General features: G+C 55.0%; 9 protein-coding genes and 1 pseudogene. 8 read left to right on the top strand and 2 right to left on the bottom strand.

Translation table 11 applies throughout. The features are described from left to right. Positions 1-272: 272 nt before the first annotated feature. Entirely contained in the window at positions 273-1907 is a 1635-nt protein-coding gene (mqo, locus tag F8562_RS06485; protein ID WP_014230207.1) for a malate dehydrogenase (quinone), read from the top strand. 44 nt (positions 1908-1951) lie between these two features. Here mqo and eco read toward each other — a convergent pair whose 3' ends face one another. After that, complete coding sequence (eco, locus tag F8562_RS06480) at positions 1952-2443, bottom strand: serine protease inhibitor ecotin (RefSeq protein ID WP_014230206.1); 492 nt, start codon at positions 2441-2443, stop codon at positions 1952-1954. A 202-nt stretch (positions 2444-2645) separates the two neighbouring features. Continuing rightward, positions 2646-3752, bottom strand: coding sequence for an AI-2E family transporter (locus F8562_RS06475; RefSeq protein WP_009653963.1), 1107 nt, complete (start codon positions 3750-3752; stop codon positions 2646-2648). 342 nt (positions 3753-4094) lie between these two features. On the opposite strand from F8562_RS06475, the gene F8562_RS29215 reads away from it, so the two are divergent. The 7 genes and pseudogenes from F8562_RS29215 to hcp all read left to right on the top strand — a co-directional run bounded on the left by F8562_RS29215 (position 4095) and on the right by hcp (position 11053). After that, a complete protein-coding gene (locus tag F8562_RS29215; RefSeq protein ID WP_075208269.1) occupies positions 4095-4421 on the top strand; it encodes a hypothetical protein in 327 nt (108 codons plus the stop codon). A 312-nt stretch (positions 4422-4733) separates the two neighbouring features. Then, a complete protein-coding gene (tssB, locus tag F8562_RS06470; RefSeq protein WP_094909348.1) occupies positions 4734-5231 on the top strand; it encodes a type VI secretion system contractile sheath small subunit in 498 nt (165 codons plus the stop codon). A 36-nt stretch (positions 5232-5267) separates the two neighbouring features. Then, on the top strand, positions 5268-6818 hold the full coding sequence (gene tssC / locus F8562_RS06465; RefSeq protein ID WP_014230204.1) for a type VI secretion system contractile sheath large subunit: 1551 nt from the start codon (positions 5268-5270) through the stop codon (positions 6816-6818). A gap of 18 nt (positions 6819-6836) precedes the next feature. After that, positions 6837-8174 carry a type VI secretion system baseplate subunit TssK gene (gene tssK / locus F8562_RS06460; RefSeq protein WP_014839089.1) on the top strand — a complete coding sequence of 446 codons (1338 nt, stop codon included), beginning with the start codon at positions 6837-6839 and terminating at the stop codon, positions 8172-8174. Continuing rightward, positions 8171-8824 carry a type VI secretion system protein TssL, short form gene (gene tssL / locus F8562_RS06455; protein WP_014839088.1) on the top strand — a complete coding sequence of 218 codons (654 nt, stop codon included), beginning with the start codon at positions 8171-8173 and terminating at the stop codon, positions 8822-8824. The genes tssK and tssL overlap by 4 nt, the downstream gene beginning before the upstream one ends. 3 nt (positions 8825-8827) lie before the next feature. After that, positions 8828-10557 (top strand): annotated as a pseudogene (locus F8562_RS06450) (OmpA family protein). Positions 10558-10561: 4 nt separating this feature from the next. After that, the gene (gene hcp, locus F8562_RS06445) at positions 10562-11053 is read left to right on the top strand and encodes a type VI secretion system effector Hcp (protein WP_014839086.1); all 492 of its coding nucleotides are present in this window, start codon (positions 10562-10564) and stop codon (positions 11051-11053) included. Positions 11054-11366 lie beyond the last annotated feature (313 nt).

Here is an 11366-nt window from a genome sequence, read left to right as displayed (position 1 = left end):
GTTCGCAGAATTTAAAAAATTTTGGCCGGGATCGGTCGCTGCTTACGTGCGGTCGGTCACAAAACCGAGGATAATAGCGCGGATACATCGCTGACACCAGTACAAAATGTGATTTGTGATACACATTTATTAAACATTTTTATAACAGATCTCAAAACTCAACTTAAAATTTAAACAATATTTAAATTTTTTTTCTTCAGTGTTACCTTTGAAGCCGAGAATCGTTTCACCTGCGCTAAATAAAAAAGCGAGTAAAGTAAGGCTCAAATCCGATGAAGAAAAAGATGGCCGTACCCAGCTCACAGGCGGTTGGTTCCAATAACACTCGGACCAACACCCGCCATGAGCAAGAGACGGATGTATTGTTGATTGGCGGCGGCATCATGAGCGCCACGTTGGGAACCTGGCTGCAGGAACTGGAGCCGGACTGGTCTATTACCATGGTCGAGCAGATGTCCAGCGTCGCGGAAGAGAGCTCGAACGGATGGAACAACGCGGGCACCGGCCACGCGGCGCTGATGGAATTGAACTATACGCCGCAAACCGCTAACGGTATCAATATCGATAAAGCGGTTGATATCAACGAATCTTTCCAGATTTCTCGTCAGTTTTGGGCCCACCAGGTGACCCGGGGCATTCTGAAAAAGCCTAAATCCTTTATTAACAGCGTGCCGCACATGAGCTTCGTGTGGGGCGAAGACAACGTGAACTTCCTGCGCGCCCGCTATGCGGCGTTACAACAAAGCGAGCTGTTCCGCGGCATCCGCTACTCTGAAGATCATCAACAAATTAAAGAGTGGGCTCCGCTGGTGATGGAAGGGCGCGATCCGCAGCAGAAGGTGGCCGCGACCCGCTCGGAAGTCGGCACCGACGTGAACTACGGTGAAATTACCCGTCAGCTGATCGCCGGACTGCAATCCCATGATAATTTCTCGCTTCAGCTGGGTACCGTGGTCCGTCGCTTTAAGCGCAACGCCGACAAGAGCTGGAGCGTAACGCTGGCGGATGCGAACAATCGCCACCAGAAACGGGTTATCAGGGCTAAATTTATCTTTATTGGCGCCGGCGGCGCCGCGCTGACCCTGCTGCAGGAAACCGGTATTCCGCAGGCGAAGGAGTACGCGGGCTTTCCGGTCGGCGGTCAGTTCCTGGTTTGTGAGAACCCGGAAGTGGTGACTCACCATCTGGCTAAAGTCTACGGTCAGGCGGAAGTGGGCGCGCCGCCGATGTCGGTTCCGCACATCGACACCCGTATTATCGACGGCAAACGCGTGGTGCTGTTTGGGCCGTTCGCGACCTTCTCAACCCGCTTCCTGAAAAACGGTTCGCTTTGGGATCTGCTGGCCTCCACCAACACGTCGAATATCATGCCGATGCTCAACGTCGGGCTGGATAACTTCGATCTGGTAAAATACCTGATTAGCCAGGTGCTGCAAAAGGACAAAGATCGTCACGCGGCGCTGTGCGAGTACTATCCGGAAGCGCGCAAAGAAGACTGGCGCTTATGGCAGGCCGGCCAGCGCGTGCAGATTATCAAGCGCGACGCGAAGAAGGGCGGCGTTCTGCGCCTGGGAACCGAAGTCGTCAGCGATGATGAAGGCACGGTAGCCGCGCTGTTGGGCGCCTCGCCGGGTGCTTCCACCGCGGCGCCAATCATGCTGCAGCTGATGGAGAAAGTGTTCAAAGAGAAGATCAACTCAGCGGAGTGGCAGGCGAAACTGAAAGCGATTATCCCGAGCTACGGTACGCGTCTGGATGGCAACGCAGCGGAAATTGAAAAGGCGCTGGCGTGGACCAGCGAAGTGCTGGAACTGCGCTATGAGCCGCTTACCGAGGCTGATAACGTTCCGCAGGCGACGCTGAAGCCGCTGCCGGAAGGGAAACCTATCGCTGACATCGCGCTGTAAGCGCTTCTCCGGCGGCGCAGGCCGCCGGATTCACTCTTCAGGCATTAACGCTCAACCGCTACGCCGATGGTTTCGTCCGCTCTCCAGATACGATATTTCACGTCGATATTCGCCGGGGTATAAACCACGATGGGCAGCTTGCTGTTATAGCGCAGCATGCCCGCATCGCCCAGGCCTGCCATCACAAACTGCTTCTCTTTTTTACCATCCGGGCAGGCCATCATGGTTGAGACGGGCGACGTCACTTTATCAAATACGTAGTAGTCGTAGCCCCAGCCTTCCAGGGTTTTGCTTTCCAGCTGGCCGCCAAGGCGGTGGCGATTGCAGTCGACTTCCAGCGTCTGGCCAATCATCAGCTCGACTTTTAATGCGGATTCATCCTGCTGCTGCGGCAGCTGAATCACCTGACGCTTCATCCCTTGTTCCGCCTTTGGAAACGGGGCGATCTTCTCCAGCGGCTGCTCAGCTGCAGCGGCGCTGGTGGACATGCAGGCAACGGCCAGCAGGGAGGCAGCAAACGTAGTGATTTTTTTCACGTGGGTAATCCTTTGTTATCAATCATAAACAGCATAATGTTAGCATTTGTTACGTTGATAGGCAGTGGCGTTTACCAAAATTTTCACAAATACCAGTTATAAATGCTGCTTATGGGCGCGGGGGGAGGGGATTTCATCGCGGTTGAGCAAGGGGCATTCCCCCTGACCTCGCTGTCCCCGCGATGTTGTGCAATACCGCCCGCTACTCCTCGTGATTTTTACCCTCTTCTAAGAAATCCTCATCAAGCTCATCGATGTTTCCGGCGTGATCGCGTCCGGACAGCAGGTTCCAGCAGGCGATAAACAGGGCGGCGATCAGCGGGCCGATAACAAAGCCGTTGATGCCGTAGATTTCCATTCCGCCGATCGTGGTGATCAGGATCAGGTAGTCCGGCATTTTGGTATCTTTACCCACCAGTAAAGGTCGCAGAATATTATCAACCAGGCCTACGATGATCACAAAGAAACCGACGATAAACGCGCCCTGCCAGAGCTGACCGGTCGCGAAGAGATAGATCGCCGCAGGAACCCAGATAATCGCCGAGCCCACCGCCGGGATCAGCGACAGAAACGCCATCAGCGCGCCCCACAGGATGCTGCCATCAATGCCCACGATCCAGAACGCCAGTCCCCCAAGCGCGCCCTGGGCGAGCGCGACCGCCACGGTGCCTTTGACCGTCGCCCTGGCGACGGCGGCAAATTTGGCGAAAAGATGCTGCTTCACGTGATTTGATAGCGGCAGGGATTCCAGAATCAGCCTGACCAGGTAAGGACCATCTTTTAGCAGGAAAAACAGCAGATAAAGCATGATGCCGAAGCTGATGGTAAAACCGAACGTGCCTTTACCAATCAGGAATGCGCTACCGGCCAGGTACTGGCCTCCTTTAAGCGCAACGTCCGAAAGCTGCCGCTGAATCTGTTCCGCGCTATCAAGATTATGCTCTGAGAGGAAGCTCCTTGCCCATTCCGGCAGGTGAGCAAACAGGCTGGCTACCACGGTCGGGAACTGGGTATCGTTATGCTGCAGTTTGGTGTAAACCACGTTGAGCTCGAAGGCCAGCGACGAGAGAATGATCGCCAGCGGGGTAAACACGATCAGACAGATAATCACTATCGTCAGAAACGCCGCCAGGCCGTTACGCTCGCCGAGCCGATCGCGCAGCTTGTTCTTCACCGGGTGGAAGATCACCGCCAGAATGGCCGCCCATAAAATGGCTGAATAATAGGGGGAGAGAACGTCGAAAAAAGCAAGGGTGACGATCAGCACGATCAGGATGAAAAATCCTTTCGTAAGTCCATTAACTCTCATGTAAATCCTTCAGAAAAATGACGTGTACAGTCAAATAATAGAAGTTTTTCCGGGATTTACAATCAGAGTCGCGGTAGCGTTTCGCTTAGAACAGGGTGGAAATATGACATTAAAAAACCCGCAAACTCTGTGAGAGTGCGGGTTCTTAAGGGGTTACCGATTTAATCGGTGAATAATGATGGATATTACATTACCTGGCGTCAAAACAAGGAGAACAACAAGCGCGTCGAAGGTTGTGAAACCGGCGGGTGAAGAGGTTAGTAAATCCGACAAGCAGGGTCGGGCTGAGCGTAATGTACTGCGCCGTGAACAACTTAACGCAAAGACAAATGTCCGGTATATATGCTGGATGAAGGCTATCGCCCAGTACCCGCCGTCAAACAGATTATCTCCTTATCTGGAGAGAAAAAACGCCGTGTTGTCATTCATTCGCCGAATGACTTATGCACTTCGTCCAGGCACAAACCCGATATGGCTGGGCAAAAACTGCAGAAGCTTGCCACATTCCAGCCAGGAGATAATTTTTCTGTCGTCATACAGAGTGACCTCGTCAAACGAAGTGAACGGGGTTTTGTAGGTACTACATCTTCCATGCATCCAGTGGATGATTATCTTATATCCGATGCGCCGAAAAGAATAAATGGTATCTCTGGTTATCCCGAATTTTAATGATATGTCCAGTATTGGACAGTTTTAGGGCTTTTCAGTATTAAGCACTATCCTGTAACATTCCCGTGAAATGCTTAATTGGTCGGGGTTTTCATTTTAAATTAAGCGGACAGCCTGGCTCTTTAGCACTCAAAGCCAGTCAGGGTGCGGTAGTTAAGCCTGAATTAAATGTTAGTACATTTCACTGAAGTTAAATTCCCTATATTATCCGCTTTACCTTAACGCAAATCACTGGTTAAAATAAAAGCCCCTGTATTTATATGGTGATACTCAATCCAACAAGGGATTAATTTATTCAGGAGATAAATAACCATGTCTGAATCATTTCAGAACGAGATACCCCGCGCGCGCGTAAATATAAAACTGGATCTGGTCACGGGCGGTGCCAGGAAGAAAGTTGAACTGCCGCTGAAGCTGCTGACTGTCGGCGATTACAGCAATGGCAGGGCGGAGGGGACCCTTTCAGAGCGCGAAAAAATCAACATCAATAAAAATAACTTCAACAGCGTTCTCGCTGATCTCCATCCCGAAGTAAATATCACCGTTAAAAATACCCTGGTAAACGATGGCTCCGAAGAAAACGTGAAGCTGCTTTTTCAGAATATGAAGGATTTTGAGCCAGAGGCGGTGGCACGTCAAATACCTCAGCTCCGTGCGATGCTCGCTATGCGTAATTTACTGCGTGATTTGAAATCCAATCTTCTGGATAATGTCACTTTCAGGAAAGAACTGGAAACTATTTTAAAGGACCCGGCACTTACTGATGAACTTCGCCGCGAACTGAATGCGCTTGCCCCGGTACAGGGATAATTACCGGAACCCGTTAACGGAATAATCACGAGTAAAATGCTTATGTCAGTCAATAATGAATCCCAGAATTATACAGGCGGTGCGACAATTGAAAAGACGCTGCCACAGAATGGTGTTTATGCTTCCCTGTTCAATAAAATTAATTTAACACCGGTTGCTGAAATTGGTGACCTGAATGGTTTTGAAGATAATACCGTGATGGCGGAAACATCTGCTGATGCGCGCGTTACTGCCGCCGTTCAGGTCTTCATGCAGTGCCTACAGAAGTCTGGCCAGAAAGTTGAGAAACTCGATAAAACATTACTGGATCACCACATCGCAGAACTGGATTTCCAGATTAGCCGCCAGCTTGATAAAGTGATGCACAGCGATGAATTCCAGAAGACAGAATCCGTCTGGCGCGGCCTGAAATCGCTGGTTGATAAGACTGATTTTCGTCAGAACGTAAAAATCGAGATTCTTGACCTGTCCAAAGATGAACTGCGTCAGGATTTCGAGGACTCGCCGGAAATTATCCAGAGTGGCCTGTACCGCCAGACATACACGATGGAATACGACACGCCGGGTGGCGAGCCGATTGCTGCGGTGATTTCAGCGTACGAGTTTGATGCGTCCGCGCAGGACGTGGCGCTGATGCGCAATATTTCAAAAGTGTCTGCGGCAGCCCACATGCCGTTCATTGGCTCTGCAGGCCCGGCGTTCTTTTTAAAAGAGAACATGGAGCAGGTTGCCGCTATCAAGGACATCGGTAATTACTTCGACCGCGCCGAGTACATCAAATGGAAATCCTTCCGCGAGACGGACGATTCCCGCTATCTCGGTCTGGTGATGCCGCGCGTGCTGGGACGCCTGCCGTATGGCCCGGATACCGTACCGGTGCGCAGTTTCAACTACGTTGAAGAAGTGAAAGGCCCGGATCACGATAAATACCTGTGGACCAACGCCTCGTTCGCCTTTGCGGCCAACATGGTGAAGAGCTTCATCAACAACGGCTGGTGCGTGCAAATCCGTGGCCCGCAGGCCGGTGGTGCCGTCCAGGACCTGCCAATCCATCTGTATGACCTCGGCACCGGCAAACAGGTGAAGATTCCGTCAGAAGTGATGATCCCGGAAACCCGCGAATTTGAATTTGCCAGCCTCGGCTTCATTCCCCTGTCGTACTACAAGAACCGCGACTATGCGTGCTTCTTCTCGGCGAACTCCACCCAGAAACCGGCGCTGTACGACACCGCCGATGCGACGGCCAACAGCCGCATTAACGCCCGTCTGCCGTATATCTTCCTGCTGTCGCGCATCGCCCACTATCTGAAGCTGATTCAGCGCGAGAACATCGGTTCCACCAAGGACCGCCGCCTGCTGGAGCTGGAACTCAACACCTGGGTGCGCAGTCTGGTGACCGAAATGACCGATCCGGGCGACGAGCTGCAGGCCTCACACCCACTGCGCGACGCAAAAGTGGTGGTGGAAGACATCGAAGACAATCCGGGCTTCTTCCGCGTGAAGCTGTACGCTATCCCGCACTTCCAGGTGGAAGGCATGGACGTCAACCTGTCACTGGTTTCCCAGATGCCGAAAGCCAAATCGTAAGGCGAGGGGAAATCAGGGATGAAAATTTACCGCCCACTTTGGGAGGATGGGGCCGCTCTGGCCCCGCAACAATTCCAGCAGCAGGCCCGCTGGAGTGAATACGTTGCCGACATGGTCGCCCGGATGGGGTTTTCTCATCCCTGGGGCGTGGTTGCGGCAGAATTTGATGATGCTGCACTGGCGCTCGCGCGCCTGAATGCCATCCGTCTGGTCGTACGTTTCCAGGATGGCACGATGGTTGATACGGATCTGGCGGATAATATTCCGCCGGTCTGTGATTTGTATGCCGCAAACGGCTCTGAGGCTGTTGAGGTGGTTGCCGCATTGCCGCTGCTGAGCGCCAGTGGTGGCAACCTTGATAACGGACAAGACAGCGAGCGCCCGCGTCGCTGGAAAGCTGAGCGTGTGGTGGTGCAGGAACTGGCCGGCCATGAAAGCGGGGAACTCGCGATCTTGCGTCATGCGCTGACCCTGCGTCTGTCCAGCCAGGAAAACACGGCATACCTGACCTGTCCGGTCGCTCGTCTGGTGCGTAATGCGCAGGGGCAGTGGAGCCGGGACCCGTCCTTTATCCCGCCAATGCTGTCTGTTGCTGCCAGTCCGTGGCTTGCCACCGAACTGGGTGACCTGCTGGTCCGTCTGCAGGCCCGCCGCCGTCGCCTGATGGCCATGCGTCGTGAGAGCAATGAGCGGATGGCAGACTTTGCGGTCGCGGATGTCTCCCTGTTCTGGCTGCTTAATGCCCTGAACAGCGCCGAGCCGGTGCTGACGGAACTGCTGCAGACACCGGATCGTCATCCGGAACTGTTGTACCGCGAATTGTCCCGTCTGGCCGGCAGCCTGCTCACCTTCTCTCTGGAACACGACGCCGGCGATCTTCCTGCTTACCAGCACGATGCACCGGAACGGGTATTTCCGCCGCTGCTGGCACTGCTCGATAAGCTGCTGGAAGCGAGCCTGCCGTCACGGGTGGTGAGTATCCACCTGGAGCACCAGGACCAGATCTGGAAAGGTGCCCTGCACGATGCGCGCCTGCGCGAAGGGGCGGACTTCTACCTTTCCGTACGCTCCTCCATGCCGAATTATGAACTTCAGACGAAATTCCCGCAGCTGTGTAAAGCGGGCAGCTTTGATGATGTTTCGGATGTGGTGAATGTGGCCCTGAGCGGGATGGTTATCAAGCCGCTGACCCATGTGCCGGCCGCTATCCCGTTACGTCTTGAGAACCAGTATTTCTCGCTGGATCTGAGTAGTGAGGCGGCGCGGGCGATGCTGGAAGCGGGAAGTTGCACCTTCTATACCCCGCGCTCACTGGGGGATGTGAAACTTGAACTCTTTGCGGTGCTGCGCACATGAATACATCAGAAATGAGTCAAATTGAGCGTATTTTCTACCCGGGCTGGCTGATGGCCAGCCAGCTGCGGGGCGGACAGGAGGTCCGTGACGGGGAAGGGCTCTATCGTCGGGCCTGCCGTCTGGTGCAGGAGGCGAAGGCTGCGCTCACAGAAGCCGGTTACAGCGACATCAGCCGTGACCATATGGTGTATGCCCTGTGTGCACTGCTTGATGAGAGCGTGATGAACCGGGGTACAACCGATGATGGCTATCTGACCTGGCACCGTGACCCGCTACAGGCACACTTCTTTGGTACCCTCAATGCCGGTGAGGAGCTGTGGGAAAGGATCCGAGATCTGCTGAAAGATACTACCCCTGACGCCGCCGTCCTGACCTGTATGTACCGGACCCTGCAGCTGGGGTTTGTGGGTCAGTATCGCGCCCAGGATGATGAGCGTCGGGAAGATACTGTTCGCGCGCTTGCAGAACGGGTGCCGGCCTTCACGCTGGCACAGGACGCCCCGATTGTGGCCCGGGCATCACGCCTGCGCAGCGGTCGTCGCGGGTACTGGCTGACCTGGGTTGTGGCCGTTGTCGCCCTGGCCGCGCTCTGGTTCTTCCTCTCGTCTTCGCTTACCGGGCTGGTAAGCCAGACCGTCAGGCCGGGGTAAGCGATGCGGGATGCGTACCGAAGTCTGTTAACTGTCCTGGGTGCCGTACTGGCGCTGTGGCTCATTCTGGGATTCTGGCCACTGTCCACGGGCAGCCGTGTGGCACTCAGCCTGCTGGTCGTTCTGGTCTCCGGGGTGATGTTCTGGCGTCAGCGCCGGGCTTCGCAGGCACGTGCGACCGCTATCCGGGAAATAGTGGATGAAAACCTGCCGCCGGAAGATTTTCAGGGGGCGGTGATCCTCGTCTGCGGCGACAACAGCCCGCTGTTTGTGTCCGGCTCCTGTCACCGGGAAACCCGGCAGGGCTGGTATCTGTGGGTAAAGGATGCGGAACAGCTGCCACTCCTGGCACAGCATCTGAGCCTGGTGCGTCCGGCTCTGGTGTCGCAAATCTCCGTCATGCTGGCGGTGGTACCTGAGCAGCATACCTTCGGGGATGATTTTACCCAGTCCCTGAGGGGCTGGCAGCGTGCTGTTGTCCGGTGCCGTGCGGCATTTGGCACTATCCCCCCGCTGTGGACCGTGACCTGGGTATCTCCTCCTGTGGTCTGTGCGGAGGCTGAGCCCGTCTGGTTTACCACGGTAAGCCCGCGAAGCGGTATTCAGGTGTATCAGTCCGGTCAGGGCAATGTGTCACTGACGGATTGGACCCAGGAAATCGGAACGGACGGGCGTCTTTCGCGTCTGAGCCATGGCCTGTGGCTGGACAGTCTGCTTGCCTGGCAAAACAGCGCGGTGAATGACCTGCTGTCGGTACGGCGAGGGGAGTTACCGGTGATGACGCCCTGCGTGCAGGGTATGTGCATGGTGCCGGTGAGTGGTATCGCAGGCAATCTCTGGCAACAGCACATCACTTCGATGACGGCGCTGCCACCGGATGCCGTTGTGAGCACAGAGCCACTGCCGCTGCCTGAACTGCTGCTGCCGGCGTTGCCGCGCCGACGTGGCGTGAGCCGCAGGATGGTGTTCTGGCGTTATGCCGGATTACTGGGCGGGATTTTTCTCGCGCTGGCTATGCTGGCGTCCTGGATGAACAACCAGCGCCTCATTCGTAATGTTAGCGATCACCTTGCGTTATATCACCAGCTGAAGGGGCAGCCTGTTGCCCCGAAACTTCGTGCGCAGCAGCGCCTGCGGGCCGATGGCGCATTGCTGGACGACTGGCAACGTCGCGGGGAGCCACTGCGTTATCGCCTGGGTCTGTATCAGGGACTGCGACTGATTCCGCCCGTTGAGGCCGCAGTCAGTGACTGGGCACCTCCGCCACCGCCGCCTCCGGTCATTAAGAAAATCATTCAGGGTCCGAAAACCCTTCGTCTCGACAGCATGTCGCTGTTCGACACCGGAAAATGGGCGCTGAAACCTGGCTCGACAAAGCTGCTGGTGAACTCTCTGGTGGGGATTAAGGCGAAGCCCGGCTGGCTGATTGTGGTGGCGGGCCATACCGACAGCACGGGGGATGACCAGTCTAACCAGGTGCTCTCCCTGAAACGTGCGGAGTCCGTGCGCGACTGGATGCGCGACACCGGCGACGTGCCGGAAAGCTGTTTTGCAGTGCAGTGCAGGGCTATGGCGAAAGCCGTCCTGTCGCAACCAACGACACTCCGGAAGGGCGTACGCTCAACCGCCGTGTCGAAATCAGTCTGGTACCGCAGGCCAATGCCTGTCAGATACCCGGCAAATACCCAGCGTCATCGCAGGATGATGGCGCATCACAACACAATGGAGAGTAATTCCATGGCAATTCCTGTTTATCTTTGGCTGAAAGACGACGGCGGTGCGGACATTAAAGGATCTGTGGACGTTCAGGATCGCGAGGGCAGCATCGAAGTTGTCGCTCAGGAGCATAACCTGTACATCCCGACCGATAACAACACCGGCAAACTGACCGGCACCCGTATCCACACGCCGTTCCTGTTCACCAAGGAAATCGACTCGTCCAGCCCGTATCTGTACAAGGCGGTGACCACCGGTCAGACCCTCAAGTCTGCGGAATTCAAGTGGTACAAGATCAACGACGCGGGCCAGGAAGTGGAGTACTTCAACACCAAACTCGAAAACGTGAAGGTGGTGAAAGTGAGCCCTGAAATGTACGACATCAAGGATCCTTCTAAAGAGAAGCACAACCATCTTGAGCGCGTAGAACTGCGTTACGAAAAAATCACCTGGACCTACAAAGACGGCAACATCATTCATTCCGATAGCTGGAACGAACGCGCCACCGCGTAATTGCCCGTCATACTTCGCGCCGCAGGTGCGTTGGCTACGTCCGCTCACCCCGGTTGCATAGTTATCTATGCTCCCGGGGATTCACGAACTTGCCGCCTGCCTGCAACACGAATTATTTAGGGCAATCGCCTGATGCGGGCGGGGTTTCCTGTCCACAGTTTTTTGCTGAGAGCCTGATATGCGGGCACTCAGCAAAGAAAAATACAATCTGTCTGCCTGACCTTATGCGCTTTGGTGAACAGCGAGGGGCGGTAGCGTGTCCAGGAACTGACAAAGAGAGAGATTCATGGAAAATCCAGCCAGCCTGTTGCGA

This window comes from Klebsiella sp. RCJ4 (genome assembly GCF_009025755.1).
Lineage (GTDB): Bacteria > Pseudomonadota > Gammaproteobacteria > Enterobacterales > Enterobacteriaceae > Klebsiella > Klebsiella michiganensis.
The sequence above is the reverse complement of the archived record's forward strand: the minus strand, read 5'-3'. Positions and strand labels throughout refer to the sequence as shown.

Excerpts from the sequence above, each read along its gene's own strand:
- mqo (WP_014230207.1), top strand. The coding sequence starts at position 273 with ATGAAGAAAAAGATGGCCGTACCCAGCTCACAGGCGGTTGGTTCCAAT.
- F8562_RS06475 (WP_009653963.1), bottom strand. The coding sequence starts at position 3,752 with ATGAGAGTTAATGGACTTACGAAAGGATTTTTCATCCTGATCGTGCTG.
- F8562_RS29215 (WP_075208269.1), top strand. The coding sequence starts at position 4,095 with ATGCTGGATGAAGGCTATCGCCCAGTACCCGCCGTCAAACAGATTATC.
- tssB (WP_094909348.1), top strand. The coding sequence starts at position 4,734 with ATGTCTGAATCATTTCAGAACGAGATACCCCGCGCGCGCGTAAATATA.
- tssC (WP_014230204.1), top strand. The coding sequence starts at position 5,268 with ATGCTTATGTCAGTCAATAATGAATCCCAGAATTATACAGGCGGTGCG.
- tssK (WP_014839089.1), top strand. The coding sequence starts at position 6,837 with ATGAAAATTTACCGCCCACTTTGGGAGGATGGGGCCGCTCTGGCCCCG.
- tssL (WP_014839088.1), top strand. The coding sequence starts at position 8,171 with ATGAATACATCAGAAATGAGTCAAATTGAGCGTATTTTCTACCCGGGC.
- hcp (WP_014839086.1), top strand. The coding sequence starts at position 10,562 with ATGGCAATTCCTGTTTATCTTTGGCTGAAAGACGACGGCGGTGCGGAC.